The organism is Streptomyces sp. NPDC018045 (genome assembly GCF_044327445.1).
GTDB lineage: Bacteria > Actinomycetota > Actinomycetes > Streptomycetales > Streptomycetaceae > Streptomyces.
On the sequence record NZ_JBIRFL010000010.1, the window covers coordinates 68765 to 94881 of the forward strand.

Below are 26117 nucleotides of genomic sequence, written 5' to 3' on the forward strand. Positions count from 1 at the left end.
ACAACGCCGGCCTCTCGATAGCAGCACTCTGGGCCCGGCGCCCCACAGCCTCTCCTGGCCGGACGTCGGCAGACAATGCAGACAACGGGCAAGGGCGGGCGGCTTTCCCTTTCCGTACTCCGGCAAGGGCGTGGCCTCGCGTGCCCGGAACTGACAGACGCATCAAAGAAGGCGGCCTCTGCCCGTTCTCGCGACGAGCAACGCGACGGCAACACGCCCGGGTAGCGGCACCGGTCGGAGGGGATTACTGGTTCGAAGAGGCCAAGCCCGTTGACCGTTGACCTGGCAGTACAGCTCGACATCGAGTTGGACCTCCAGCGGAGATCGGCGCACAAGTCACCGTGATCGAGAAACAGCCCGAAGTTCCGCTCCGCCTTGCTGCGCACAGGCTGGAAGGGAACGTTGCGATCGCGCAGCGCGACCATGACACTCGTCTCGGGCCACCGGAGAAGAACCCGAGAGGAAACCGAAATGACTGGCGAGCACCGGGGACGCCGATCCGGGCAAGAACGGGACGTGCGCGCAGGGACGGAGGATGTTGCCGATTTCGCGGACGTGATGGGGAAGATCGCGCGGACGATGCCTGAACAAAGCACTCTGGGCCAGCTCTTACTGCTCCAGCAGTCAGCGGGTAATGCCAATGTGGCGAGGTTCTTGCGATCGAAAGGCCGGGGGACGACGGGGCCTTCCTGACCGCACCGCTCCGTACCGCACCTCACCCGCCCCGCACCGTGAACAGCCGTTGACATGGCCGATGTTTCGGCCGGGGCAGTGCACCTGCCCGAAAGTCCCCCTCCATGAGCGCGCGGGCCTGCCCCGACGACGGTTCCGCACGCTCAAGCGGCGATGTAGGAAGGGCGCAAGCATCTTGGCGTCGCGGAGGAGGAAGTGTGCATTCGCATGGGCAGGAGCACAAATCTGGTCGAAGCTCCGAGCCGGGTTCCTCCCGCCTGAGCCAGAAGCCCCCCGGACTCAACACCCACTGGCTGCAGCATCTGCAACGCGTCGCGTCCGGCAGTGGGGAATCCGGCTCGGCAGACCGCACGAAGGACGAGACCGAAGACCACGCGCAGATACAGCGAGCCGCTGTCGACCAGGCTCTGAAATCAGCCTCACATCCCCTCGATCCCTCCCTGCGGCAGGAAATGGAGGCGCGCGTCGACGGTACGGACTTCAGCGCTGTTCGGGTGCACGACGGACCCGAGGCTCGCACTGCTGCCGCTCTGGTCAATGCCAAAGCGTTCACCACCGGACAGCACATAGTCGACGGTGGCAATATGACCGCCAGAGACTGGCGGCATGAGGTGGGACACCTGGTGGACCGGGAGGTCCCGCAAGGAACGGACAACGGCGCCGGTCTGAGCATCTCGGACCCCAAGGACAGTCGCGAGCAATTCGCGGACGCATTCGCCGACTGGGCCATGTCCGCCCCCACGACCGTCCAGCGGATGGCGGACAGTGGTGGTCCTCATCAGCACGGATCGGGATGTGGACATGGCCAAGGGCTCATACAGACCGTACCCATTCAGCGCGCCCCGGCGTCCGGCGCGTCCGCCCCGGCCGCGGCCTCCGTCTCGATCGCTGAGGGTGAGGTCGACGAAGTGGGCCCCAACGGGACGATCATCTACCCGTCCGTGACCAGTTGCCTGACCATCACCGTCCATCTGCGGGACGGCGGCAAGGTCGGCGCCCACGCCAGCCTCTTCCAGGTGCCGGGTAAGCGCGCGTCGGACCAGGTTCTGCCGGCTCTCAAGGCGGCCGTCGGCAGTCGGTCGGTGGAGAGCGTCGACGTCAGCGGCTCCATCGGGACCTGGAATCCGAAGTACCTGGAGAAGGCTATTGAGCGGTACACCGACGGCATGCCCCCCGAACCGACGTTTGACGCGAAGGGGATCGGTGACGTCGTGGCTCGGGTCCTGGGCCGGCAGCGGAAGAAGGTCACCGTCCGGGACGTCCCGGACGGTGACGTCATCAGGTGAGTCCGTACCCGGAGGCAAGTGGTGTTCGTGGCCTCACGCTGCCCCCACCGCCTGGTAACCGTCGGCCGGACCGGGGTCGGCCGACGGCGCCACCCTGTCAGTCAGCATCGGTGGCTCTGCCTGCTCCGGGCCTCGGCATATTCAGATCATCGACACGGCACTAGAGTGACATGGTGACCTCACCGCAGAAAGATCCGTCGTCCCTGCTCAGCGAGGACGACCGCGAGAAGGCCGTGCAGCGTCTGCGGGAGGCATACGCCGAGGAGCGCATCTCGCACGAGGAGATGGACAAGCTTCTCGACCAGTTGCTCACCGCCAGGACGCACAGCGAGCTTGCGTCGGCTCTGAACTCGCTCCCGGAGGAGGTTCCGGACACGCCGTCAACGATCGCCGCGGCCGGCGGGCGGATCCAACGGCGTGGCGCATGGCGGGTACCTCGGACCCTCAAGGTCGAGTCCGCGTACGCACGGGTGCACCTGAATCTGTCCCGGGCGGTCATCGAGCACCCGGACATCGACATCGAACTGCAACTCGGCACCGGTGGCGCCACCATCATCGTGCCCCGGGACGCCATCGTCGACGTCGAAGGTCTGCACACCGGGTGGAAGGACCTGCGCTACAAGCCCCGACAGCGTTCCCACCCCGGCGGACCGAAGATCCGGCTCTCCGGGGCCATGGGATTCGGACGGCTGAAGATTCGACACGCCCGGCGTTAAGAAGCCCTTCGAGCACCAACCACCGGCACTTCCTTCTTCCTTCCCGCCGACTGCCGTGCGGCACCAGGCGGTGCCCCCGCTCACTCTCGTCCGGGCGGCGGACTGGGCTGGCCTGGCCCGGGCCGGTCACCACGGTAAACGTGATGCGCTTCGTCACCCCCTCCCTGTACGTGTACGCCTGCCCCGCTGCCCTTCTCTCGGGCCCCTCGGGCGCGGGGCGCCGCTACGCGTTGTCTGACACGCACCCCAGCTCCGTCCGGGCTCGCGGAGGCCCACCCCGGTGTTCGCACCGAGGACGGGGTGGGTAAGGATGTGCGACATGTCACCTGTTATCAACCGCCGCACTGTCCTCACCGCCGCGCTCGGCGCGGTGGCTGTCAGCAGCACCCCCCTGGTGACGGGCATGGGGGCCACCACGGCCCACGCCACGTCCGAGGGGGACCTGTACGCCTCCAACACGAACTTGTACAAGGCGCTTTCCGGTCAGGAGGGCATCCAGTACGCACGCCGGTACAAACGACACGAGCTGTTCGACAACGAGCGGAGCGAGAGATTCCCGTACCACCGCACGACGATCATGGCGATGCACGGCGGTGGCATCGAAAAGGGCACCTCCGAGCTGTGCCTGGGCATCGCCGGCTACAAGCCCGACACCCTGGAGGCCCTCTTCCCGGGCGAGCCGGTGTACGACTACTGGATGTTCGAGGGGCTGCGGCTGCCCGGCATGGGGGTGGGTTCCAACCGCGAACTGCACGTCACCGCGAAGCACTGCGACGACCATGTCGCGATCTCCATGGCCGCCTCCAGCCTCAACCTCCTGAGCCTGCACGGCTGCACCGCCGAACAGGCCGGTGTACGCAGCGGCCAGGACCCCAAAGTGGTCGTGGTCGGCGGGCTGAACCCCGCCTTCAAGAAGCTGCTGCACCAGGAGCTGGGCGCGCACTACAAAACGGTGGACGGCGACGATTTCCCGGACCTGGCCGGCGTCAACCCCAGCAACCCCTGTAACCGCACCATGCTCGGCAAGGGCGGCCAACTGGAACTCAGCACCGAATTGCGCGCGTCCTTCTTCGACACGGACACGCTGGCCGGACGCCCCGGCAGTACCAACGGGGAGTTCAAGAAGTTCGTCGGCGCGTGCCGCAAGGCGATCGCCCGTCTGGAGGCCGGGTCCGACCAGGTCATCCTCTGAGCAGACGCTCTGCTGACGGTTCACCGGGCAAGTTGACTGGCCGGGTTTTAGGCTGAGTTGACGGTCAACCCGCCCGCCCTCACGCCCTACGGCTCCACCGAACGCTCGCAGGACACCCACTGAGAACTGTCACAGGTTTTGGCGTGCCCACCGGTGTGCGCCGAAGAATTCGGTGAGGCCGTGGGCAAGGGGTTCGGGCTCTTCGTGGGCGGCGAGGTGTCCGCCGCGGAGCATGTGGGTGTACCTGGTGATGTTGTACGTGCGCTCCGCCCGACTGCGGGGTGGCTGGGAGAGGCCGGCCGGGACCAGGGCGAGTGCCGTCGGCACCTCGACTCGCTCGTCCCTTCTCGTGAACTGCTGGGCGTACTCGTAGTAGGCCGGAAGGATGTCGAAATGCCGTGGGTGAACCAGTGGAGCGATACCTGTGTCAGGGAAGTCGCTGCTGAACCGGGACGACAGTTCGCCCCCGCAGTCACTCCGCGCGCGGCACTTCTCGACGATCCAGACAAGCAGCCCGGTCGGCGAGTCGGCCAGTCCGAACCTCAGTGCGAGGGGGCGGGTGCTCTGCTGGTGCTGGCATCCGCCCTCTTCCGCGGACCACCTCGCGACGGACACCGATCCTGTCCGGGGTGACGCGCAGCGGCTCAGCTCCACTCGGACCCGGGCAGGGTATGGACATCGGTCAAAGCCTGATCACCGTGCAGGGGCAAGCTCTGCCTGAGCAGGGTTGCGGCCAAGGCCCGACGGCAGGTTTGTGGTCCGCATGCCGTGAGGTGCGGTGGTGGAACAGGCTGGCGTTGTGGGCCTTCGACGCTCGTAGCCGTGGGGCTCAGCGACGTCTCCGCTGCGGCACAGCACTCGTGGTGCGGCTTGCGGACGAGCAGTTCGGTCAGGCGGCCGGGGAGCGCCCGAAGCGAGGCGCGCTCTCGTCGTCGAGCTGATGCAGGAAGCGGCCCAGGGTGTCGGTGACTTCTTCCAGGCTGGAGGCGCTGAAGAGTACGGGCTGGTAGCCGGCGATGTCGTACGCGGTCGCGAGCATGGCTTCGATGTCCAGCGGACGGATGCATGACTGGGACAGTCGGCAGATTTCGCCGTAGGAGGAGAGCAGGGCAGCTCCGTAGGCCTTGGGCATCCCGCCCTCGGCAAGGACCCCGTACTCCAGGGTGAACCAGTACACGTCGCTGATCATCTGCAGGACGTCCGCGTTCTCGATGCGCATGGCTGCCTGACCGATCAGGCGGTAGATGTCGGCGAAGGCCGGTGAGGCCAGGTGGATCCCGTGACCGAAGACGTCGTGGATGACGTCGGGCTCGGGGGTGAACAGTGGCACGGCCGGGTGGCGGACGTACTGCACGGCGTGGAAGTAGCCTTCGGCCATTGCCCCCAGGAACCGCTTGTTCTCCACCACACCTCCCGCGAGAGTGAAGTCGAAGCCCGTCAGGTGGCGTAGCCGGGAACCGACTTCGGCGTGTTGTGGGATGCGATCCGCGGGTACAGGGGCCTGCGCTCTGGCGTCGAGCACGGCGCGGCAGGCGTGCTGGGCCTGAGCGGCCCACAGCACCCGGTGGACGGTTCGCCAGGTCCGCTGTTCGTCATCGGTGTAGTCCACCGCCACGGACGGGTCACCGACCTGGTGGCCGCCGGCACGCGCGGCGATGGCTTGGCGACGTCGCAGATAGCGGGGATCGCTGAACCCGGGGTGTTCAGCGGCCGTGCCGAGACGGCCGTCGGCCGCGACGGGTGTGCGTGCCTGAATGTCGTTCATGATCCGATTGCTTACCACCGGCACGTGACGGCATCGCGCATTTGCCCCGTCGCGACGGAACAGGGTCGGAACACCGCGACCCCGGATTGGCGCAGACGACACCGAATCGTATGGTGAACCCCTTCGGTGCCCCCGGTGCGGGGTGGACACAGACATTCGTCCATGCGTCGCCACAGAACCCGGACGTGACGGTACCCATCGTCGGCGCGCACCCCCGCGCAGTTGATGGACGATCCGGCGCCCTGGAGGTCGACCCCACCGCCGCCCAACTGGCTCGCACCGACGAGGCCGACGCGACGAGCCGGGTTGTCAGCGGTTCACGCTCGCGCAGGGCACAGGAACCGAGTGATGTAGTCGGGGCCAGCCTCGGAGTCCGCACAGCACACCTCGACTGAGACATATTGCCGTTCCCTCCCGAAAACGACCGTCGGCCGAGATCCCGGCCGACGGTCTGAGGGGCCCGTGGGGGTAGGGAGGTAGGGCCCCGGCCCGAGGCTGTCCGTTACTTGAACAGGCGGTCGCCGCTGTTGGCCATGCGGTGGGTGGCGCCGTGGCGGTTCACCCAGTCGCGGATGAGGTTGATGGCGTTGGCGCACTGCCAGCCGCTGTCGTACTCGTGCTCGCCGGTGAAGTTGCCGTAGCCCGCGATGATGCCGTCCACCCGCGCATCGCCCAGCAGTTTGTCGACGTACCACGGATCGTTGTAGGTGGTCGTCCAGGACAGTGTGGCCCCGAGGCGTCCGGCGGCACGGTCCCCGGCCCCCTTCTTCAGCTCCGCGCAGGTGTTGTAGGTGGCTTCCGTGCAGTTGCCGAATCCGTTGGCGATGTTGGTGTCGCCGTAGTCCATCACCCGGTGACCGTTCGGGAACCCGGAACCGAACCGGCTGTAGGCACTCTGAACCGTGTCGCGGCTCCCGGTCGTCGTGATGCCCTCCAGGCTGCCGAGCTTGCCTGCCAGGCTCTTCCAGCCCCTGCCGCCGACGTCCGGGTCGTTGCCGCCGTGGTACTCGAAGAAGCCGTAGAGCACCTGGATCCCGGCAGCCGTCAGCCGCTGCGCCTTGTCGCGCAGCCCGGCGACGCTGCACCCGCGGTTCGGTGCTTCTCCGCAGTAGTTCGGATCCTTGATGTCCAGCCAGACCAGCGCCAGCCGGCGGCCCGCGTTGGCGTTGGCGACAATGCGGTCGATCATGCTGTCGAAGCTGGGGCCGTGCCGGGTGTCACCGGCCGAGGAACAGTCGTGCCAAGCGCGCCATTCGTTCGGATTCCACCAGGCGCAGACGTCGATCTCGATGGCGTTGGCGCCATGCTTGAGCGCGGCGTCCACGCCGTCCAGGGTGTCGACCCGGTGTGCGATGGCGTAGATCGCCTGACGCTGGTCGGCTGCCGCCGCCGGGGTCGCACCGAACGCGGTCACACCGATGAATCCGCACAGCGCCACCATCAGCGCCAGGACCTTCCTGAGGCCGGCGCCATGTCTGAGGTGAGTGGTCAAGAGAGACACCCCTTCTTGTCGATGTCCTGAAGCGGACAGCCGATCTCACCAACTGCATGTCGCGATGTGGTAGAGGGGTAAGCGAAATCCGGTCACTCCAAACTTTGCCCTGATTGTCGTCCACAGGGCTCTCGACGCCGGACCCTTGCCTGCCCTGCGGGTTCAGGCGCCCGGCGCGAGGCGGGCACCGTCGCGGTCACCGGCACGGACAGCGACGGTTCGTATCGTATGTCCATGTCAAGACGGAAGGGGCCGTACGAGTTGATGTTCGGCCGGAACAGGGTGGTCGGCTCCCGCCGGTGCCGGTCACTCGCCGGAACTGACCGAGGGCCGCGGCTTGCCCAGCATGCGGCAGGCCGCCCCTTCGACGAGGGCGTTGTTCGCGGTCGCGGCGGCCTTCTCCTCACCGGCGGTGTCGACATGGCTCTTGGGCCGTTCGAGGCCGGCGAACCCGACACCTTCGGGCAGGTCCACGGTCGCGGACAAAACCTTCTTCAGACGCCCGGCGTCCGGCTCCATAGCCGGTCACGTGCTGCTTCCCGGCGCGCCAGTCGGCGTTCGTGGCCAGGTACGGGTTCTTCATCCCCAACGGCTTGGTGTTCTCCTGCTCGATCAGCTCGGCCAGACGGCTTCCGGTGGCCATCTCCAGGATCAGTCCGAGAGCCGCGTAGTTGGCGTCGCTGTAGGAGTACGTCCGGCCGGGCTTGGCCGACGGGTGTTGCTCGGGAGTGATGGCGAAGAGGCCTTGCGGCCGCCAGGTGCGCTGCTTGCGGCCCGTGAGGGAGGGCAGGAATTCCGGTGTCAGCAAGGAGCCACCCAGATCACTGGTGTGGTTAGCGTCATCCGGACGGTGATGTGCTCGCCGCCCTTGACCAGCTCGGGCAGCCACTTCTCCACCGGGTCGGCCAGACCGTTCTCGTCCTCGGCGACCAGTCGCAGGACGAGGGTCGTGGTGACCGTCTTGGTGTTGGACCCGAACTGATCGCCGGCGGCGAGGCGGTGGTCGTCTTTCGTCCAGGCGGCCTGCCGCACGATTTCCACGGGCGCCCCGTTGCCGCGGTCGACCCGGACGATCCCTCCCAAGAAGCCTTGCCCGCCGCCTTCTGTGCGAGAGCGCCCCGCTCATTGCGGTTGTCAACGCCACGGCCAGCGCTCCGCGCACTGGGTGCTGGAAGACGGCGCTCGATGACGTTGCGAGTGCTGCGCGCCTACCGCCGCCCATCGCGTCTACCTGACGGCGGCATCACTCGGGGCGGCCTTCCCGCCACCCGTGGCCCGGAGCCATGCCGTACCGCACGGCGCCACAGTGCCAACGCTCAGCCCTCGCGCCGGTCATCGCCCGGCCCCAGGACCTGCCCCGCAAGGCGCGGACAGAACAGGCCATGGGGTCGGTTCGTAGGCGTCGGGACTGCGGTGCGCCTGCGTCTCGCAGGAGCGTCAGGTGGGTGGGGAGGCAGGTGGCCGCGGGATGCAGCCGCGGCTGCTCAGACCGCGTACTGGCCGCGCTCCGGACGCTTCAGCAGCCCCGCCTTGACGGCGCGCTCCAATGTGTTGCGCAGCGACTCGCGCTGTCCGGCGGTGTCCTCTCGGCCCAACGCGATGTTGATCTCGGCCGGACGCATCGCGGCCCCGCGCTCCTGCAGGATGGCCAGGGCCGAACCCAACAGCGGCGACGCCACCTTCGTGCCCTCACCAGCGGCCGGAGCGGCCGCGCGCGAACCAGCAACCGCCTTCTTCTTGGCCGCCGTCTGAGACGTCTTCGGCTTCTTCGACGTCGCCTTGCCCTGGCCTGGCGCCGGCTTCTTGGCGGCCGGGGCGGCCCGGCGAGTCCTTCCGGCGGCCTTGGCGGCTGTACGAGGCTTGGGCACCCCGGCGGCCTCGGCGGCCGGCGCAGGCGCCTCGCGCTCTGCCTTCGCTGCTCGCGTTGCCTGTGCCGTCTCTGGTGCCTCAGATGCCTCCGGTGCCTGCGATTCGCCGGAACCTTGGTCGGCCGGCTGCGACGGTTCTTCCTGCGCCGACGCCCCGGCGGGTTCAGGCGAGACGGTGCTGGTCAGCACACGCAAGTGCGCAAGGGCCTGCCGCGCCGACGACAGGCGCTGCTCGACCTCGCGAAGCTCACTACGCAACCTCTCTTCCCGTGCGGTCAGTTCCGGCAGTTGCCGCTCCAGGTCGCAGATGGCCTGCTGCAGGGCGGACGTTTCGACGGCAGAAGTCACTTGATGTCCTTCGGTCGATGCCTGACAGTGATCCAGCCACCGTACGCGCCCTGCGGAACATTGGAACCCCCACACATCCACATCACCACACCCCGCCAGACAAGAACGAGCGCCCCACAGGTGGGGTTACGGGCCTCCGCTGAACGAGAGGTTGTCCATCGCGCCGGTTTGGCGGAGCGACGGCCAGACAGCCGCGGAGTACGGGCGCTCGCGGCGGCCGGGGACGGTCAGCCGGGCTGACGGCGGGACACGAAGACCTCCGTTTGCGGTGAAGCTCAGACACCTCCGATGCGGAAGGAAGGGTATGAACACCTCCCTACCTGTCATCCTGATGCATGATTTCTGGCATGGAAGCTGATGTTGGAGCCCGGTGGTCGAGCGCCTGGCCGCCCGCGGGTTGCGGGCGGTCGCGGTCGGCCTCGACGGGCACGGGCTGCGCGGCCCCGCACTGCGCGCCCGCTGGGCGTCGGCCCGCTGGGCGTCGGCCCGCACGCGGGCGGTTCGTGGACGCTCACCATCGCCAAGCTCTGATGCCATGGGCCCGCGCTGAGTGAGTGAGGGCCCGGCCGTGTTCCTGTTGTGCGAACATCGAACATCGGCTCTCACGCCCCCCCTTTGCCGGGGCCGGAACCGCCTTCGTGCTGAGAGGCGACGGTGGCACGCCGCACTGGTTGCGGAGCAAGCCGTCACGTAACCCATCAGGAAGACGTCAAGTGATCGGCACCGACGGCCCCGTCATCGTTGCGAACATCGCCATCGTGCCCGCCGCTCTCCTGCTGACAGTGAAGGCGGTGCACCTGCTGGCCGCGCGACGCGTCTGGATCTCGCGGCACGGCCCGTGGCCCGGCATGGAGTTGTCGATGCTCTCGGCGAGTGCAGGCTTGTGCGCATATGTGCCGGGGCTGTGGCTCGGGTTCGCCATGGAGGGTGCCACCGCACTGTGTCTACGGGGCCTCGGCCCCCCTGCGGGACGCGGCGCCGGGCGGCGGGCTACGCGTCGTGGAGTGGATGTTCCCGTTCTCACGCGAGTGCCGCTGGAGTGACGGCGCCCACCTCGAACTCGTACCGGGCCGGCTCAACGCGGTGACCTTCGCGGCCCTCGCCGGGGCCGTTCCCGGTGTCTGTCTCACCGCGCGCTACCTGATGCGGCATCAGGGCCGTACAGTCACCGATACAGCCGAGATGACGAGTAGCCGTAGTGAGCACGGTCAAGCCTCTCCCCCAAAGGCCGCGATCCGGCCCTCCGTACGGCAGCGGCGTACGGAGAGCCGGAACGACCACGCACGACCCGGCGCCGCAGACACGCTGCGGCGCCGCTGCCGTGCGGGCAGGGGGATTCAGGCGGTGGTGATGTTCTCGGCCTGCGGGCCCTTGGCGCCCTGGGTGATGTCGAAGGTGACGGCCTGGCCCTCGACCAGCTCGCGGTAGCCGGTGGCGTTGATGGCCGAGTAGTGGGCGAAGACGTCCGGTCCGCCGCCGTCCTGAGCAATGAAGCCGAAGCCCTTTTCCGAGTTGAACCACTTGACGGTACCGCTGGCCATGCTGCCTCCGAGATGTCACACAGGCCCCCGTACCCTACGGGCGACCCGAAGCAGCCGCCGGGCCACGCCGACCGGACACCTGCGGGTTCATACCCACGGACGCCCGGATCGCCGCCACGACCGCTGCTGACAGTGACCGTACACAGACACCGTGCGACACGGAAGCATTCCTCAGCCGGGCGTCGACAGTTTGGCAACTCCGGGTCATGCACAGGGCCCCGAAGGCGGCCGGGTGCTTCTCGGTCTCCCTCGTACCGCTCCCCCGGCCCTCCCTCACCACTCACTCCCCCCGTCAGGGCGCGGGTGACACGCGGCACGCGTCCCACAGACCCCGTCCGGCCGGACAGCCCGCAGGCTCGGCCGACATGTCCGGCCGCCACGCTCGGCCGCCATCATCCGCTCGGTACGGCCCCGCTCAGCGCACTCGTCGACGAAAGCGGCTCCGGCTCGATGCGGCACACGCCGCCGGCTCGGGAATCCGCAGTGGCGCAGGCATATGGGTACGCACGCCCGCTCATGCGCCGCTCACACGAGAGCTCAGTCCGCTTATCGTTCTTCGCCTCTGTTTGCGCCGGCCCGCTGCATATGCCAAGGCCCAGTGCGGTTGGCCTCTGCGCCTGTCGGGGAATTTCCCTTGCGAAGGCGGATTGCCGACAACGGCAATACCGCGTCCCAGAGCCGCGCTCCCCCACCCGCCGACGCTTTGCGACAGCGATCCGCACCCGGTTGGGGCGCCCCGGCGCCGGACGATTCCCGCCGTACCCCTCTCCGCCGTTGCAGAGCCGGCGGAGCCATGCCCTCACCACGGAGGAGACCCTCGTGTACGCGAACGCGCTGGACAGCTTCGTCAGGTCCGCGGTCCACGGAAAGGAGATCATGATCATCCACCGGGTCACCGGCGGATACCTGACCCAGGCCGGTGACCTGCAGATCGCAACCGATCCGGTCAAGAACATCACCGACAAGAAGCACCTGTGGGTCGTCCACCAGGACGGCTACATCAAGAACAACCTCGTCTACACCTTCGAGAACAAGAGCAGCGGCCTGCGCCTGTCGGTCCACCCGACCGACCCCCGTGGCGAGATGAGCTACACCGAGGCCCAGGACCCCGGGGCCAAGAACAATCCCATCGCCGACAGGCAGCGGTTCTTCGTGCTGCCCATGTGCTGCGGCGGCTACTCCCTCGTACCGGTCAAGTACCCCGACCACTGCATCCAGCCGATGGGCAACCACCCCCAGCCCGGTTGTGACCGCGGCGCCCCCAACTGGGGCGGCGACTCCAACCTCAACTGCTCCCACGACTTCGTACTCCCGCCCACCGGGCCCCCGCGCAAGGACCCCACCGACACCGATCTCGACTCCGGCAGCGGCGGCAAGGACGGCAACACCAACTGATGCGCCACGCCGGGCGACGAGCCACGGGGGCCTGGTCACGGGTCACCGCTGAGACGGCCGAGGACGGTCACCGCGTACGTGCGCACGTACCCCGTGCAGGCCGAACAGGATAAGAAGTTCGACCGCGCCGCCATCGGCGCCGCCCAGCCAGTGGGGCGAGGACGTGTCGAACTCGGCTGCCCCACCGGGTGGCAACGTCAGGTCGCGCTCGCCGAGTACGAGCCGCAGGCGGCCGTTGAGCACGTAGAGCCAAGTGAAGGTCGACGGCGCGCGCGAACCGCAGGTGCGTACCGCCGCGGTGCCATCCGGGACGAATCTGCTCGGCCTGCTCAACCATCTGACGTTCGTCAGCGCTCGCTGTTCCCGGGGGACGATGTCGCCGACTGGCAGGCGACGTTCCAGGCCGCACCGGCGGACAGCGCGGCCGAGGTCGTGGCCCGCTACCAGTACACGGTCGAGCGTGCGAACGGCGTTCTCGACGGGCGCACCGATCTCGGCGCACCTCTCCCTCGACCGCGGCCTGGGCGCCCCGCTCCCAGCGTCCGCTGGGCGCTGACCCACATGATCGAGGAGACCGGCCGGCACGCGGGACACGCGGACATCCTCCGCGAACCGATCGACGGCTCGACCGGCCGCTGACTGAGGCCCAGAGCCCGAGTACCTGGCACTTCTGCCCCCACGTCTCGTTCGGTGGCGTGGCGTTCGGCGGCGCCTCCTGCCGCTCCCCCCTCACCGGCAACCAGGTCGAGGAGTACGCACGGACCTGCCGCCGGCCCACGGCTCTGTCGGGCGGTTTCGAGCTCTGCCGCGTCCTCGACAAGGACGTCCGGGACGCCGTGACAGCAACACCGGTACGTGTCCCGGCCCTGGTCATGACCGCCCAGGGGCAGCTCGACGCGCTCCGGACCGCAGTGGGCCCGCGCATGACCAGCAGTGTGCGGGCGGTGGACGTACCAAGAGCAGGGCACTGGCGCGTCGAGGAGAACCCCCGGTTCGGCACCGCCGAGCCGCTGGCTTTTCTCGGCGGATGACCGCACCACCAAGGCGTCACCCCGGTACACCGACCGTGTTCTCGCTCCACCGGGCCGACAAGTGCCTGGCCTACCGCCACCGCGTCGCCCGCGTCTTCCGTGCCGGGGGCGCCGCCCGCCCCCACTCGAAGGAGCCTTCCACCATGCACACAGACGACGTCACCGTGACCACCAGCGCCTCACCGGACATCGTCTGGAAGCTGCTGGTCGACGCCGCGAGCTGGCCGCTGTGGTCCAAGGTCGACAGTCTGGACACGACGCGGTCGACCGGCCCCGACCCCGGCGGCGACGACGGCGTCGGTGCCGTCCGGGCGTTCCGGACGGGTCGCACCGTCTCCGGGGAGCGGCTGACCGGGAAGGCAAAGCGACGCCTCCTGGCCTACGAAGACGCGTTCAATTCCGCGATGCGCAACTATCACGCGCGCATCGAGCCGGCGCCGGCCTCCGGCTCGGGCACGGTCATCCACTGGTACGGCGAGTACGAGACGAGCCGGCTGTTGCGCTGGGTCATGCCGCGCTACCTCCAGAAATTCATGCAGGGCATGGCCGAAGGGCCGGCCCGCTACGCCGAGGAGAGCGAGGCGGCTCAGTGAGGCGCCGGCTCCGGGGCGCGCCCCTCGGCGAGGTAGTCGTGGACAGGCTCGGCGGGGGCGAGGGTCAGGTCCGTCACGATGTGGCCGGCGTCCACGACCTCCCGTACGGGCAGGTCGGCCAGCGGTGCCATGACGTGCTCGAAAAGCTGGAGGCGCGCCGGGCCGCGCCACGCCTCCTTCACGGTGATGTCGGTGATCCGCGTACGGACCAGGTCGCAGACGCGCGGCCGGAAGTCGTAGCCGTGGACCGTCTTGACGGCGAAGGTGGGCACGGTGATCTGGGCGCGGGCCTCCTCCAGGTCGAGCGGCTGCCACTTGTAGGCCATCGTGGCGGTGGCCACGCGCTCGCTGCCGTAGTCGAGGGTGCCGATCAGGGCGCCGCGCTCGTGGCGCAGCGCGGGCTCGCCGGCGACCTTCGGGTAGGCGCTCAGTTCGCGGCCGGCCGCGGTGGCGCCGAAGGAGTCCAGGTACATCACGTGCAGATACTCGCCGTACTCGTCCCCCAGGCGCACCGGAATGACCTGGCCGCACTCCGTGTACGGGCCGTAGCCGTCGACCTCGCCCATCTTCATGACCTCGAACCGCACGAGCGGTTCGGCGATCTCCAGCGGTTCGGGCACCACCGCGCGGAGGGCGTCCGGGTCGGTCCGGTACACGACGTTGAAGTACTCGCGGTCGGTGAAGCGGGTGGGGCGGGGCGGGTAGAGGGGGACGGTCAGTGGAGTGGTCACTGCGGAAACCACCTGGTCAGCGTGCATGGGGTGCTCCTCTGAAGGGCGGCGGGATACCGCCCTCACTTGCATACAATGTGTATCGGATACACACTGTATCCAGAAGTTGGGTGGTACATCCACCCCACGTTCCGGCCCCGCCTCCGACTGGCGGCGCGGCCACGAATCAGGAGTAGCCGTGAGCTTCACCCTTCCCTCCAGCCACCAGGACCGGCCGGTCGCCGTCATCGGCGCGGGCACGCTCGGCCGTCGTATCGCCTTGATGTTCGCCACCCGCGGTGGCCTGGTCCGTGTCCACGACCCTTCGGCGGAAACGGGCGAAGCGGCCTGCGCCTACGTGGCGCGAGAACTGCCCGCCGTGGTGCGGGCGACCGATGGCGGCCGCCCGGGCACCGTCGAGGCCGTAACCGATCTGGCGGCCGGCCTCGCGGACGCCTGGCTGGTCATCGAGGCCGTACCCGAGCGCCTGGACCTGAAGAAGCGCATCTTCGCGGACCTGGACCGGCTCGCCGAGCCGGACGCCATCCTGGCCAGCAACTCGTCGTCCTATGCGACGAGCAACCTCGTCGACAGCGTGCGCTCCCCCGAGCGACTGCTGAACCTGCACTTCTACATGCCGCCCCGGCAGAACGCCGCCGATGTGATGTCCTGCGGCCACACCGACCCTGCCGTCATCGAGCTGCTGCTCAAGGTGCTGCCCGACTACGGCATCCACCCGTTCGAAGCCCACCGGGAGAGCACCGGATTCATCTTCAACCGCGTCTGGGCCGCCATCAAGCGCGAAAGCCTCGCCGTGGTCGCCGAAGGCGTCTCCACACCGGCCGACATCGACCGCATGTGGCAGGTGAACACCGGAGCCCCGGCCGGCCCGTTCCGCCTGATGGACGCCGTCGGCCTCGACGTCGTCCTCGACATCGAGGACCACTACGCCGCCGAGCGCCCGGCCCTCCCCGAGGGGCCCCGTGAGCTGCTGCGGGAGTACGTGACGGCGGGACGGCTCGGCGTGAAGACCGGCTCCGGCTTCTACGACGACTACCAGCGGCAGGACTGAGGGCAGGTCCCGTACGGGCGGGCAGGTACGGTACGGGCGGGCACGTACCCTTCGAGGGAACCATTACTCGCAGGGAGCGGTACGTGCCCAAGTCACCCACCAAGCGCCGGCCGGCCACGGTCGCCGCGCTCACCGAGAGCGCGCTCACACTCTTCGCCGAACGCGGCTTCCACGCCACGTCGATCAGTGACATCGTCCAGCGGGCAGGGCTGACCCGAGGCGCCTTCTACTCCAACTTCCGGGACAAGGAAGAGCTGTTCCTCGCCCTGTACGACGCGCACACCGACCGGCTCCTGGCGGAAGTGCGGCAACAGGTCGAGTCCCGCACGGACGACACCGACCCGGTGGCCCGCCTGTTCGATCTGCTGGCCACCCACGACGCGCAGGAACGCTCCTGGTTCCTGGTCTCCATGGAATTCACCCTCCACGCGGCACGGCACCCGGAGATCGCGCGAGCCCTGGCCGTACACGAGGAACGCCTCAACACCGGCCTGGCCGAACTCCTCGGCCACTGCCTCCGGTCCGCCGGGCACACCCCCGACGTCTCCCCCACCGCCCTCGCCCGCCTGGTCGTGGCCCTCTACGAGGGCCTCACCGCCATGCGCGTCACCCACACCACGCAGGACACCGACCCCGCCCCACTGGCCCGCCGCGCCCTTCCCCACCTCGTCCGCGCCCTCAGCACACCGCAGGACTGAGGGGGCTGTACCCCGGGCGTCCGCGGCTCCCCGCTCCTTCGCCGGGAGGAACGAGCGGCATACCAGGGCGGGACGAGGGTGGCCATGCGCCAGATCCAGCCGTCGTCGAAGGAACCGACATTCTTCGCGGAAGTGACGGGCAGGGTACGTGTTGTCCAGGTGGCTTGTGTGAAACCGAGCAAGGAGCGTTCATGATGCGTACCAACCGGGTGATGGTCATCTCCCTCGCTGCCACTGTGCTGGCGGGCGCCGCCGGTGCGGGAGTCGCGCAGGCTTCGCCGACGACGGCAGGCAGCGTCGCTCCTTCCGCCTGCCGCCCGGCCAACCACACCGCGAAGATCACCAACGCGCCCAGCAGCTCCGGGCACCGTCACTACCGGGTGACCCTGACCGCACCGCGCGGATACGAGCCGTGCCAACTGGCCGGTTCGCCCACCAACGTGCGGTTCTCGAACCACGACTCGCAGCTCGGGATCACCCCCGGTCGCTACGGCAACCAGGGAACCGCGGTGACGTTCGGTCCCGGACACCCGGTGCACTTCGACATCCAGGTTCCCAACAACGGCCGTGGCACCCCCGCCGACGAGGTGACGTTCACGCTCCAGGCCCCCGACGGCGAGATCCCCGGCACCTCCGTCGCCCAGGGCACGCTCAAGGTGGCCACCGGCACTCTCATCGGGCCGGTCAGGGATGATGCCTGACCTCCTGGCAGGCGTCATGCGTGCAGCCTGCGCGGTACGGGCGGCGGCCGCCTCCCTTGACGACCGTCGCGCGGTGCGGGTGCCCGTGCGTGCACGGTACGGGGCCTGTGCGGCATGGCCGTACCGCGGGAGTTTGGCCGTCCGCCGACCCTGCTGCCGTGGTTGACGGGCGGTTTCCACCCCCTGGGTGACGCGCCCGCCTCCTCGGCGCGGGTTGAATGCCTCCATGCCGGACACCAGTCCGCTGATCACAGCAGGGGGACACATGCGACTGAAGATTGCCATGCCTGTCATCGCGGCGACTGCCGCACTCACCGCCGGCGGCCTCACCGTGACTCCGGCTTCCGCCGCGCCCGCGGCCCCGGCAGCCTCCACCCAGGCCAAGGCCACATGTCAGACCTGGTCGGACGGCGTCACCGCCGGGGTCTCGTGCAACACCTCACGGAAGTATTACGCGTGGGCCAAGTGCAGGAACGGCTCCACCGTGTACGGCGCGAGGAAGAAGAATCGCAAGTGGTCCTATGCGTACTGCAGCAGCGTTGGGTCCTCTGTCAGCACCTACGGCTACAGGTGGGTGTGAGCGGCAGCACAGTACCGAGAAGGCACCGGGGCCGTTCGGCGCATTCGGCCCGTGCCGACGCCCTGCGATAGGGCTGCACGCTGCACTCATCGAGGCGGGCGGGGAGGTGGGGCTGCCCGACGGCTGCCCCACCTTTCACCTGACCTTGCCCCCGGTTGTCATACCGGGGGCAAGGTCAGGTGTCCGTCGGCCCGGGCTCGTACGCGGGTTCCAGCACGAAGACGGGGATCACGCGGTCAGTCGCCTCTTGATACTCGGCGTACGGCGGATAGGCGGCGACCGCACGCTCCCACCACGTGGCCTTCTCGTCCCCGCCTACCTCACGGGCCGTCATGTCCTGGCGTACGGAGCCGTCCTGGAGCTCCACGTGCGGATCGGCCTTGACGTTGAAGTACCAGACCGGGTGACGCGGGAAACCGCCCTTCGAGGCCACGGCCGCATACCGCCCCTCGTGCTCCACGCGCATCAGAGGAACCTTGCGGATCTTGCCGCTCTTCGCGCCGCGGGTCGTGAGAATGACGACGGGCAGACCCGTGTCCCAGCGCGTCGTCCCCTGCGTGCCGCCCGAGCTCTCATACAACTCGACTTGTTCGCGCACCCACTGCGCCGGGCTCGGCCCGTACTCGCCCTCAAGAGGCATAGCGGTCACCCCATCGTCGCTCGCAGATTGTGTTGCGCAGTTCAACACAAGCCTCGCGCGGAGACGAGCCCGCCGCCCGTCGCCACAGCGAGGTTGAGGCGGGTGTCCTTTGTCGAGGTTGACCTCTCCGTGCGAACAGACATGCGGCCGGAACAGCGGGGTCAGGCCGCGCCGGTCGGCGGGTGTGTGGAGGCCAGCCTACTCCGGCCCCCAGGGAGTCCTGGTACCTGGAACATCAGGGTGTTCACGAAGGCCATGGCTGACTGCAGATCGCAGGCTCAGGACGAACCTCTCCTGCTCGTCGCGCCGGTTCGAGGCGATCTCCCCGCCCTTGCCGTAGGCGATCACGGTGTTGGCGCCGTTGAGAGACGCCATGACGTTCAGGGGCTGCTCGATCTCCCGCTGAAGATCCCGCAGCCGCAGGTGGCGGGCGACGAAAATGGTCCTCTGCGCCTGCCCGCCCTCCAGCATCGCGCGTAGACGGGGCGGGAGGCGTTGCGGGTGAAGCGGCGCAGGATCGCCTCGGTGGACGCGGTCCTCGTCCGGATCGCCGGGGCGTAGCAGGTCGAAATTCAGCAGCCGGGTGATGCCGAACCCGATATCTGATCGGCCGTGCGAGTCGGTGTAGTGGGTTTCGACGTCCAGGGTGGTGCCGTGCCACGTGGAAAAATTGCGGGTGCCGGCCCCGGCCTGCCGAGCGCGGCCATCCGCAAGGTTCGGCAGGCTGTTCCCATGCTGGCGGAGGAGAGGTGTCCGCTCCGAAGCTTGGGCACCTCGGGATGGTGGCTCGACGGGCGTCGGATGGTGGGCGTTCAGACAGTGGCCCGCGGCTGTGCCGGGGTGAGGTAGTGCACGGTGACCCGGTCGGCGTGCGGTGTGAGGAGGTCCTGCAGCTCGTTCGCGGCGGTCTTGAGGAGGTCCCCGTCGCGGGTGGCGTGGAGGGTTTCGAGGATGAAGGCGACATGGGTGGCGTCTTCGGTGACGCGGGAGCCGTGGGCGTCGCGGTGGTTCCAGTGACGGGTGAGGACGCTGGTGGTGTCGGAGTAGATGATCTCACCGGGCCTGGGATGTTCGATGGAACCGGGTTCACCGAGTGGGGTGAACTCCTCCGTGCCGTCCGCATGGCGGATCTCGACGTCGCCGATGACATGGTCGAGGTCGAAGGCGCCGGCGGGCAGGCCGTGGCGGACGGAGACGACGTTGTAGGAGTCGACGGCCGGGTTGATGCGCGGCAGGCTGCCCTTCTTGGCCACCCTGCGGCCGAGCGCGTCGACGCTGGGGCGGATGCGGCGGGGGTTGGTGCCGAAGGAACGATAGGCGGTGTGCCACGCCTCGATGCGCGGGTCGGACTCGGCGGCGGGCTGCCAGGTGCCGTCGGCGAGCTGCTGTTCCAGCTCCGCCAGGGCGGCGGCGGTGTTGGGCCAGGGTTCGTGGCCACTGAGGCCGGTGGCGGTGACCACGGCGATGAGGGTCTCGGGGAAGGTGTCTGCGACGGCGGGGGCGAGGCGGAAGGCGGTCATGGGCGATCCGTTCCTTTGTGCGTACGGAGTGGGCGTGCTGGGGTTTCAGGGGCCGAGGTGGTTCAGACGATGGCGCTGGGGAGGACGGGGCAGGTGGGGTCACCGGGAGGTGGCCGGGTTGCTGGGGAAGTGGGCGGAGACCGCTGCGTACGGCCGGCCTGGCAGGCGTTGGCGCTGAGGATGCCGAAGTCGGGGCCATCGGCGATCCAGGGCTGCCACCGGGATTCGCCCAGGCTCACGCCTCAGGGTGGGATGAACACGCGGTGGCTCCTTGCGATCGCGGTGCGGTGCGGGCATGGGCGCGGCGCGGGTCAGGTGAGGGCGAGGAGGCTGACGGCTACGGCGGCTGCGCCCAGGCCGACGAGTTGGCCGCGGTGGATGCGTTCGGCGAGGACGCTGCGGGCGAGCAGGACGGTACCGGCCGGGTAGAGAGCGGTGACCACGGCGACGACGGCGAGATCTCCGCTGCGGACGGCGAGCAGGAACAGCAGGTTCGCCACCGAGTCCAGCACGCCCGCGGCGGCCGACATCGCGTACGCGGGCTTCCCCGTCCCGAGCCTGCGGTGCAGCAGGCCGGCCGCGGCCAGGGTGACGGAGGAGGAGACCGTACGGCCGATGATCAGCGGGGCGACGCCGCTGCCCGGGGGAGCCTCGTGCAGGAAGATCAACTGAAGGGCGATGGCAGCGCCCGCGCCGAAGGCCAGCAGCAGCGCCGTACGGGACGGGCGGGCCGCCCCGGCACCGTGTCCAGCGCTGACCAGCACCACGGCACCCAGCGCGAGTGGCAGGCCCAGGAGGCCGGCGAGGCCGAGGCGCTCCCCCTGGAGCAGGCCGACACCGACCGGGAGCACGGCGGACACCAGCGCGGTGATGGGTGAGAGGACGTTCATCGGGCCGAGCGCCAGAGTGCGGTAGAGCAGGGCGAAGGCGGCGGCCGAGGCGACGCCGGAAGCAGCGCCCCAGCCGAGCGCACCGGCACTGAAGGAAGCGCCGAGTACGGGCCAGAGCAGTAATTCGACCGCGAGTGAGGCCGGGGCCGCGATCATCACGGTACGCAGTACGTGGGCCTTTCGGGCGCCGAGGCCGCCGAGGAAGTCGGCGCAACCGTAGGCGAGGGAGCTGCCCAGGGCCAGCAGCAGAGCGATCACAGTACGTACATCCCTTACTATCAGCGGAACGACTAAAACGTACAGTGAAACGACTGGGAGTTGTCAACCAAATGACCGACCGGTGCATCGAAGTGACCTACTGGCAAGGATGGTGAAGCGGATGGCCGAGGCGGAGGAAGCCCTGCGGACGCTCGCGCACAACGTCAGGACGGCCCGCACTCGGGCCGGCCTGTCCCTGGACGAACTCGGCCGGCGCGCCAAGGTCAGCAAGGGCGCCCTGGTCGGACTGGAGAAAGCCCAGGGCAACCCGAATTTCGCCACCCTGGTCCGCCTCGCCGACACCCTCGGCGTCTCGGTGTCCGCCCTGATGGAGGGGCCTGCCGAAGGCCGTGTCCGGGTGGTGTCCGCCGACGCCGTGATGCCGCTGTGGACCGGCGAGCGGGGCAGCGAGGCCCGGCTCATGCTGACGACCTCGGGCCGCGCCCCGGTCGAAGTGTGGCGTTGGCGACTGCAGCCCGACGAGGAGTACCCCAGCCACCCCCATCAGGCCGGAGTCGTCGAAACCGTCAGCGTCACCTCGGGACGCATGCTCCTGATCGTCGACGGCACCGAGTACCCCGTCGAGACCGGCCAGACCGCCACCTTCAGCGGCGACGCCCCCCACGTCTACCGGGGCGCCGGTGCCGAGACCTGCCACCTGATCATGACCGTCCACCTGCCGCCCGGCCCTGCTCCCGCCGTCTGACCTGCGTAGAGGGTGTACGGGGAGTGGGGCATTCGCGCTGCCCGCCCTTGCCCTGTCCTGCCCTGTCCTTTCCTGTCCTTTCCTGTCCTGCTGTCAGCGTCTCTGCCGCGTGGTCGCCGCCTGGCAGGGCGACGGCGACTCCGGCCACGTACGGCGAAATCTCCGCCGCCGGGCCGATCGCCTGGGGCAAGGCCGCCGCCATCGGCTACCGGCCGGCGTCAGTCCTGCCGGCGGAAGTCCACCATGCAGAAGACCTTGTCGAAGCGGTGTTCGCCGACGGCGACGAAGTCGGGCAGTCGGCCGTATTCGGTGAAACCCAGCGACTGGTACAGGTGCAGGGCGCTGCTGTTGTCGCCGCGGACGTCCAGGGTGAGGACCTCGATACCCGCCCGTCGGGCGTCAGCGATCAAGGCAGCGGTCAGCGCCCGACCGATGCCTCGTCCGTGGGCAGCGGCATCGACCGCGACCTTCTCCAGGTCGGCGTGCGGCCGATGGGTCGGCCGGGCGTAGCGCAGCCAGTACCCCAGCCCGACCAGCCGACGGTCGAGGTATGCGGCACGCAGGGCTCCGTCTCCGGCCCGCACCGCACTGATGACGTGGCCGAGGAGTTCCGCCACCTCATGACGTGAGGGCGGTTCGACCCAGCCGAGCGCGGCGCCTCCGCGGACCAGGTCCGCCAGGACCCGGTGGGCCGACTCCGCGAACCGGGCTTGGAGGACTGGGTCGGACGACAGCTCCCCCGCCTCCAGGATGACCGGCTCGGCGGCTCCGTTGCTCGTCATGGCCGTGTTCATGATCGGAAGCTTATCCAGCCGCTGATGGCCGGGCCCGGTTACTGCGACCGCTGTGGACGTGAAGTCGCCGCCAGGGGCCGAAGCGCCCCGGCGTGCCGCAGAGCCGCCCACCGGGTTCAACCGTTCGCTCCGGGCGTTCGACGGTGTGCGGTGACCCGGTCGAACAGCCACTGGCAGGCGCGGGCCAGCTCGGCGAGGTGGGCCCGGGCGGCCGGCTGGGACTCGCGAAGCGGCCTGCAGGTGAGGTGGGCGATGTCGTCCAGGCGGGCGGCCAGCCGGTCCCATTCGGTACCGCCGTGCCACAGCGCGTCGGCCTGCGTCCGTACGCGGGGCGCCAGTACGGCGATATGACCGCATAGGGCGGCCTCCACCGCCATCCGTTCTTCCGGTGGGGCGACGGCATCACCGATCACATACCGCGCGCGGGCGAGCGCCCGCAGAAGCGGCTCGTCCCCGGCGAAAGGTTCGGCCTGGCCTCCGGCAGCCAGGGCGGCCGCGCCGGACAGCGAAGGGATCTTCACAAGCTGCACAGCCCTACCCTGCCTCCCGCACCGCACTGCCACCCGACGAACACCAGAAAAATACCGATCAGTTGGTATGACCGTGCAGGTGTTTGCCCTCCCCCTTGCCGCCCTGCCACCTTCTGCCGTCCGCCCAGCGAACCCTGCCCCTCCCTTACTCTCGGCGCATGGTGTTCGATTCCGCTCATCTCGACCTCCAGCCTTACGCCGGTTTTGACATGGATTCTTACGTCCGGCGGACGTATTGCAGCTTCGAGGACGCCGCCTGGCAGTCGTTACTCGTCCAACGGTTCCACCACGTCCCGGCCGTCGAGAACATGGAGTTGCCGGCCGCGGCGGACCTGCACCTGGTCCTGCCCGTGGGAGGCCGGGCCGTGATGGAGACGCGGACCGGTGGCCGGTGGCACCGGCACACCTGGACGCCGGGCCGGCTCGAACTGGCCGTTCCCGACCGGCCCGTCCTCCGCCGCTATCGCGGGGACGGGCCGTTGCGCAGCGTGCAGGTCCATATCCCGCGCAGCACCGTCGAAAGAACCACGGTGCGATTGGGCGGCCGCGCAGTGGACTACGAAGGCATGGCGGCCTCCGTGGCCGCCGGGGACCCGCTGCTCGTGGAGGCGGTCCGCGCCGTCGGCTCGGTGGAGGAGACCGGGGACCTGTACGCCGAGTCCGCGGCCGCCTTCCTGGCCGTCCACCTGCTCACCCGTCACTCCCGGGCCCCGGGCCGGCCCGCCCTCACGCGGGAGGACGCGCGCGTCCGCGCGGCGATCGCGCTCATGCGGGAACGGCTGGCCGAACCGCTCACCCTGGCCGACATCGCGGACGAGGTGCATCTGAGCGTCTTCCACCTCGTCCGCGTGTTCCGCCGGGCAACGGGAGAAACGCCCCACCGCTACCTCATCCACCTCCGCATCGAAGAGGCGAAACGCCTGCTGCGGGACACCGGCCTCACGCTCGCCCAGATCGCGCCGCTGTGCGGATTCGCCGATCCCAGCGCCCTGTCGACGGCGTTCCTGCGCCACACCGGCGCCCGCCCCTCGGCGTACCGCAATTCCTGACCACTGCCACGGCAATCTCAGGCATGGGCCCGGGCGGGTGACCGTACCTAGGGTTTCGCCCATGTCTGAAAACACGGCGACAGTGCCCGAGAACGAGCAGGTCGAGCAGATCGAGCCCTACCCCATCCACATTCCTGACCGCGAGCTGACGCTCCTGCGGTCTCGTCTCGACGAGGTCCGGCTCCCCGAGCCCGAGACGGTGCCGGACGCGACGCAAGGCATCGAACTCGGCCGACTGAAAGCGTTGTTGGGTGCCTGGCGCCAGCACGACTGGCGGGCCACGGAGGACCGCTGGAACGCCATTCCTCACTACCGCACCCGGATCGACGGTCTGAACATCGCGTTCTGGCACATGCGCTCGCCCGAGCCCACGGCCCTCCCCCTGGTACTGACCCACGGCTGGCCGGGCTCCGTGCTCGAATTCGAGAGCGTCCTCGGGCCGCTGACCGACCCCGTCGCCCATGGCGGTTCCGCGTCCGACGCCTTCCACGTGGTCGTACCGGCGCTGCCGGGGTTCGGGTTCAGCGGGCGTCCGCGCGAGCGCGGCTGGCAGCCTGCCCGTACGGCGCGGGCGTGGGCCGCGTTGATGACCGCGCTGGGCTACGAGCGGTTCGGCGCGCACGGCGGGGACTGGGGCGCGTACGTCAGCACCGAACTGGCGCGCCAGGCACCCGAGCGCGTCGCCGGCCTGCACCTGACGATGCCGCTCGCCTCTCCCCTGCCGGAGGACCGGAACGCGCCGGACCCGGCGGAACACCGCATGCTGGAGCGACGCGACACCCATCTCGCGGACGGCTACGGCTTCGGGCTGATCATGGCGACGCGACCGCAGACACTCGGCTACTCCCTGCTCGACTCCCCCGCCGGCCTGGCGGCGTGGCTCGGGGAGAAGTTCACCGCCTATTCCGACACCCGGCCGGAGGCCGGTGGCGGGGTGAGCCTGACGCAGCAGGTGGAAAATATCGCCTTGTACTGGCTGACCGGGACCGGTGCCTCCAGCGCCCGCTGGTACTGGGAGGCCATGCGGTGGGTGCCCCGCAGCGCCGAAGAGGAGAACGCCCAACCGGTGACGACGCCCACCGCCTGCTCACTGTTCCCGGCCGAGCCCTGGCCGACCGCCCGGCGCTGGGCCGAGCGCCGCTACCACGACCTGCGCCGGTGGCAGGAGATGGACCGTGGCGGCCACTTCCCCGGCCTGGAACAGCCGGATCTGCTGGTCACCGAAATCCGGGCCGCATTCCGGCATGCGCGTCGCCGGACGGGCGATGTCGCGGGGTGACGGCTTCTTGTTCGTGGGGCGCCGCGCGGGAAAGGGGACGGCCGCTCAGACACTCCGGGGCGGAAGCGGGAGCGGCAGGCCGGGGAGGCCGTCGATGCTGGTTGCTATGTCGGACTTGCGCGTGAAGTACTCGCTGAGCGCGTCGTCGTCCTTGCGCGCGAAGTACTGCCCGTGCAGCTCCCGGTCCTCCTCGTACGTCATGAACGGCACCGCGAAACCACAGGTGTCGCGGACGAGTTCAGCCGTCACGACGACGATGGCGCGCAGCCCATGCGAGGTGACGTCGATGTCGGGGAAGCGGGCCAGGAGTTCGGCGAAGCGGGGGTCGTCGCGGAAGACGGGTTCGCCCCGGCCGTGCACCCGGACGATGGTCGGCGGCCCCTGGAAGGCGCACCACATGAGGGTGATCCGGCCGTTCTCGCGCAGGTGGGCGATGGTCTCCGCATTACTCCCCGCGAAGTCCAGGTACGCCACGGTGAGTTCGTCGAGGACGACGAAGGAGCCTTTGAGGCCCTTGGGGGAGAGGTTGATCGTCCCGTCACCGGACAGCGGTGCCGTGGCGGTGAAGAACATGGGCTGCTGTTCGATGAAGCTGCGCAGGCGGCCGTCTATGCGCTCATAAGTCTTTCCCATGACTAACGATTATGGACGATTACCTTTCGCCTGTCTAACGGACTGCCCCGCGATCGGTGATCTTGGGCGCGGTCGGGGATACCGGAACGGGCACGGGAAAGGGCACAGGCACGGGTATGTGAGCTGCCAGGCCGTGA

The 26117-nt window shown here is 69.0% G+C and carries 30 protein-coding genes and 3 pseudogenes; 15 read left to right on the forward strand and 18 right to left on the reverse strand.

The features are described from left to right. The first annotated feature begins 890 nt into the window (after positions 1 to 890). From ACH4EB_RS22965 to ACH4EB_RS22975, 3 genes are all read left to right on the forward strand, one after another. Positions 891 to 1979 carry a DUF4157 domain-containing protein gene (locus ACH4EB_RS22965; RefSeq protein WP_398349423.1) on the forward strand — a complete coding sequence of 363 codons (1089 nt, stop codon included), beginning with the start codon at positions 891 to 893 and terminating at the stop codon, positions 1977 to 1979. 170 nt (positions 1980 to 2149) lie between these two features. Then, entirely contained in the window at positions 2150 to 2695 is a 546-nt protein-coding gene (locus ACH4EB_RS22970; protein ID WP_398349424.1) for a DUF1707 domain-containing protein, read from the forward strand. A 319-nt stretch (positions 2696 to 3014) separates the two neighbouring features. Continuing rightward, on the forward strand, positions 3015 to 3887 hold the full coding sequence (locus ACH4EB_RS22975) for a poly-gamma-glutamate hydrolase family protein (protein WP_398349425.1): 873 nt from the start codon (positions 3015 to 3017) through the stop codon (positions 3885 to 3887). Positions 3888 to 4016: 129 nt separating this feature from the next. Here the strand turns inward: ACH4EB_RS22975 and ACH4EB_RS22980 are convergent, their stop codons facing one another. The 7 genes from ACH4EB_RS22980 to ACH4EB_RS23010 form a co-directional block, all read right to left on the reverse strand. Continuing rightward, complete coding sequence (locus ACH4EB_RS22980; protein ID WP_398349426.1) at positions 4017 to 4502, reverse strand: hypothetical protein; 486 nt, start codon at positions 4500 to 4502, stop codon at positions 4017 to 4019. Positions 4503 to 4776: 274 nt separating this feature from the next. Next, positions 4777 to 5652: a phenylalanine 4-monooxygenase gene (locus ACH4EB_RS22985; protein WP_398349427.1), complete on the reverse strand. Its 876-nt coding sequence runs from the start codon at positions 5650 to 5652 to the stop codon at positions 4777 to 4779. A 502-nt stretch (positions 5653 to 6154) separates the two neighbouring features. Beyond that, positions 6155 to 7144, reverse strand: a complete 990-nt coding sequence (locus ACH4EB_RS22990) for a phospholipase (RefSeq protein WP_398349428.1) — start codon at positions 7142 to 7144, stop codon at positions 6155 to 6157. A gap of 306 nt (positions 7145 to 7450) precedes the next feature. Beyond that, the gene (locus ACH4EB_RS22995) at positions 7451 to 7630 is read right to left on the reverse strand and encodes a hypothetical protein (protein WP_398349549.1); all 180 of its coding nucleotides are present in this window, start codon (positions 7628 to 7630) and stop codon (positions 7451 to 7453) included. Continuing rightward, positions 7548 to 8033, reverse strand: a complete 486-nt coding sequence (locus ACH4EB_RS23000) for a serine hydrolase (protein WP_398349429.1) — start codon at positions 8031 to 8033, stop codon at positions 7548 to 7550. Before ACH4EB_RS23000 ends, ACH4EB_RS22995 begins: the two co-directional genes overlap by 83 nt. Beyond that, positions 7946 to 8185: a serine hydrolase gene (locus tag ACH4EB_RS23005; RefSeq protein WP_398349542.1), complete on the reverse strand. Its 240-nt coding sequence runs from the start codon at positions 8183 to 8185 to the stop codon at positions 7946 to 7948. The genes ACH4EB_RS23000 and ACH4EB_RS23005 overlap by 88 nt, the downstream gene beginning before the upstream one ends. A gap of 443 nt (positions 8186 to 8628) precedes the next feature. Then, positions 8629 to 9360 (reverse strand): hypothetical protein, encoded by a 732-nt coding sequence (locus ACH4EB_RS23010; protein WP_398349430.1) that lies wholly within the window; start codon positions 9358 to 9360, stop codon positions 8629 to 8631. 713 nt (positions 9361 to 10073) lie between these two features. Between ACH4EB_RS23010 and ACH4EB_RS23015 the strand changes: the two genes are divergently transcribed. Further along, positions 10074 to 10403, forward strand: coding sequence for a hypothetical protein (locus ACH4EB_RS23015; protein WP_398349431.1), 330 nt, complete (start codon positions 10074 to 10076; stop codon positions 10401 to 10403). 294 nt (positions 10404 to 10697) lie between these two features. Here the strand turns inward: ACH4EB_RS23015 and ACH4EB_RS23020 are convergent, their stop codons facing one another. After that, positions 10698 to 10901 (reverse strand): cold-shock protein, encoded by a 204-nt coding sequence (locus ACH4EB_RS23020; RefSeq protein ID WP_398349432.1) that lies wholly within the window; start codon positions 10899 to 10901, stop codon positions 10698 to 10700. 819 nt (positions 10902 to 11720) lie between these two features. On the opposite strand from ACH4EB_RS23020, the gene ACH4EB_RS23025 reads away from it, so the two are divergent. Next, positions 11721 to 12296 (forward strand): hypothetical protein, encoded by a 576-nt coding sequence (locus ACH4EB_RS23025; protein WP_398349433.1) that lies wholly within the window; start codon positions 11721 to 11723, stop codon positions 12294 to 12296. Positions 12297 to 12338: 42 nt separating this feature from the next. On the opposite strand, the pseudogene ACH4EB_RS23030 reads toward ACH4EB_RS23025, so the two are convergent. Further along, positions 12339 to 12554 (reverse strand): annotated as a pseudogene (locus tag ACH4EB_RS23030) (XRE family transcriptional regulator); the annotation flags it as partial. Between ACH4EB_RS23030 and ACH4EB_RS23035 the strand changes: the two are divergent. The 3 genes and pseudogenes from ACH4EB_RS23035 to ACH4EB_RS23045 all read left to right on the forward strand — a co-directional run. Continuing rightward, positions 12553 to 12935 (forward strand): annotated as a pseudogene (locus ACH4EB_RS23035) (DinB family protein); the annotation flags it as partial. The pseudogenes ACH4EB_RS23030 and ACH4EB_RS23035 overlap by 2 nt on opposite strands. A gap of 56 nt (positions 12936 to 12991) precedes the next feature. Then, positions 12992 to 13327 carry a hypothetical protein gene (locus ACH4EB_RS23040; RefSeq protein WP_398349434.1) on the forward strand — a complete coding sequence of 112 codons (336 nt, stop codon included), beginning with the start codon at positions 12992 to 12994 and terminating at the stop codon, positions 13325 to 13327. A gap of 143 nt (positions 13328 to 13470) precedes the next feature. Beyond that, positions 13471 to 13920: an SRPBCC family protein gene (locus tag ACH4EB_RS23045; RefSeq protein ID WP_398349435.1), complete on the forward strand. Its 450-nt coding sequence runs from the start codon at positions 13471 to 13473 to the stop codon at positions 13918 to 13920. Here the strand turns inward: ACH4EB_RS23045 and ACH4EB_RS23050 are convergent. Then, a complete protein-coding gene (locus ACH4EB_RS23050) occupies positions 13914 to 14678 on the reverse strand; it encodes an acetoacetate decarboxylase (protein WP_398349436.1) in 765 nt (254 codons plus the stop codon). The genes ACH4EB_RS23045 and ACH4EB_RS23050 overlap by 7 nt on opposite strands. A 151-nt stretch (positions 14679 to 14829) precedes the next feature. Here ACH4EB_RS23050 and ACH4EB_RS23055 point away from each other — a divergent pair, with 151 nt between their 5' ends. The 4 genes from ACH4EB_RS23055 (at position 14830) to ACH4EB_RS23070 (ending at position 17681) form a co-directional block, all read left to right on the forward strand. Continuing rightward, complete coding sequence (locus ACH4EB_RS23055) at positions 14830 to 15702, forward strand: 3-hydroxyacyl-CoA dehydrogenase family protein (protein ID WP_398349437.1); 873 nt, start codon at positions 14830 to 14832, stop codon at positions 15700 to 15702. 83 nt (positions 15703 to 15785) lie between these two features. Further along, positions 15786 to 16400 carry a TetR/AcrR family transcriptional regulator gene (locus ACH4EB_RS23060; RefSeq protein WP_398349438.1) on the forward strand — a complete coding sequence of 205 codons (615 nt, stop codon included), beginning with the start codon at positions 15786 to 15788 and terminating at the stop codon, positions 16398 to 16400. Between the two features lie 191 nt (positions 16401 to 16591). After that, positions 16592 to 17101: a DUF4232 domain-containing protein gene (locus ACH4EB_RS23065; RefSeq protein WP_398349439.1), complete on the forward strand. Its 510-nt coding sequence runs from the start codon at positions 16592 to 16594 to the stop codon at positions 17099 to 17101. Positions 17102 to 17327: 226 nt separating this feature from the next. Further along, positions 17328 to 17681, forward strand: a complete 354-nt coding sequence (locus tag ACH4EB_RS23070; RefSeq protein WP_398349440.1) for a hypothetical protein — start codon at positions 17328 to 17330, stop codon at positions 17679 to 17681. Between the two features lie 175 nt (positions 17682 to 17856). Here ACH4EB_RS23070 and ACH4EB_RS23075 read toward each other — a convergent pair whose 3' ends face one another. The 5 genes and pseudogenes from ACH4EB_RS23075 to ACH4EB_RS23095 form a co-directional block, all read right to left on the reverse strand. Beyond that, complete coding sequence (locus tag ACH4EB_RS23075) at positions 17857 to 18321, reverse strand: nitroreductase family deazaflavin-dependent oxidoreductase (protein ID WP_398349441.1); 465 nt, start codon at positions 18319 to 18321, stop codon at positions 17857 to 17859. A 198-nt stretch (positions 18322 to 18519) separates the two neighbouring features. Further along, a complete protein-coding gene (locus ACH4EB_RS23080) occupies positions 18520 to 18792 on the reverse strand; it encodes a Tn3 family transposase (protein WP_398349442.1) in 273 nt (90 codons plus the stop codon). 102 nt (positions 18793 to 18894) lie between these two features. Continuing rightward, positions 18895 to 19137: pseudogene (locus tag ACH4EB_RS23085) on the reverse strand (hypothetical protein); the annotation flags it as partial. Then, on the reverse strand, positions 19134 to 19841 hold the full coding sequence (locus ACH4EB_RS23090; protein ID WP_398349443.1) for a B3/4 domain-containing protein: 708 nt from the start codon (positions 19839 to 19841) through the stop codon (positions 19134 to 19136). The pseudogene ACH4EB_RS23085 and the gene ACH4EB_RS23090, both read right to left, overlap by 4 nt. A 311-nt stretch (positions 19842 to 20152) precedes the next feature. Beyond that, a complete protein-coding gene (locus ACH4EB_RS23095) occupies positions 20153 to 20989 on the reverse strand; it encodes an EamA family transporter (RefSeq protein WP_398349444.1) in 837 nt (278 codons plus the stop codon). A 121-nt stretch (positions 20990 to 21110) separates the two neighbouring features. Here ACH4EB_RS23095 and ACH4EB_RS23100 point away from each other — a divergent pair, with 121 nt between their 5' ends. Continuing rightward, on the forward strand, positions 21111 to 21695 hold the full coding sequence (locus ACH4EB_RS23100) for a helix-turn-helix domain-containing protein (RefSeq protein WP_398349445.1): 585 nt from the start codon (positions 21111 to 21113) through the stop codon (positions 21693 to 21695). A gap of 218 nt (positions 21696 to 21913) precedes the next feature. Here ACH4EB_RS23100 and ACH4EB_RS23105 read toward each other — a convergent pair whose 3' ends face one another. Then, positions 21914 to 22477 carry a GNAT family N-acetyltransferase gene (locus tag ACH4EB_RS23105; protein WP_398349543.1) on the reverse strand — a complete coding sequence of 188 codons (564 nt, stop codon included), beginning with the start codon at positions 22475 to 22477 and terminating at the stop codon, positions 21914 to 21916. A gap of 128 nt (positions 22478 to 22605) precedes the next feature. Beyond that, on the reverse strand, positions 22606 to 23019 hold the full coding sequence (locus ACH4EB_RS23110; protein WP_398349446.1) for a DUF6415 family natural product biosynthesis protein: 414 nt from the start codon (positions 23017 to 23019) through the stop codon (positions 22606 to 22608). Between the two features lie 158 nt (positions 23020 to 23177). Here ACH4EB_RS23110 and ACH4EB_RS23115 point away from each other — a divergent pair, with 158 nt between their 5' ends. Together ACH4EB_RS23115 and ACH4EB_RS23120 are read left to right on the forward strand one after the other, a co-directional pair. After that, positions 23178 to 24068: a helix-turn-helix domain-containing protein gene (locus tag ACH4EB_RS23115; RefSeq protein WP_398349447.1), complete on the forward strand. Its 891-nt coding sequence runs from the start codon at positions 23178 to 23180 to the stop codon at positions 24066 to 24068. 61 nt (positions 24069 to 24129) lie between these two features. Then, positions 24130 to 25347, forward strand: a complete 1218-nt coding sequence (locus ACH4EB_RS23120; protein ID WP_398349448.1) for an epoxide hydrolase family protein — start codon at positions 24130 to 24132, stop codon at positions 25345 to 25347. Between the two features lie 45 nt (positions 25348 to 25392). On the opposite strand, the gene ACH4EB_RS23125 is transcribed toward ACH4EB_RS23120, so the two are convergent. Beyond that, on the reverse strand, positions 25393 to 25980 hold the full coding sequence (locus tag ACH4EB_RS23125; protein ID WP_398349449.1) for a pyridoxamine 5'-phosphate oxidase family protein: 588 nt from the start codon (positions 25978 to 25980) through the stop codon (positions 25393 to 25395). Between the last annotated feature and the right edge of the window lie 137 nt (positions 25981 to 26117).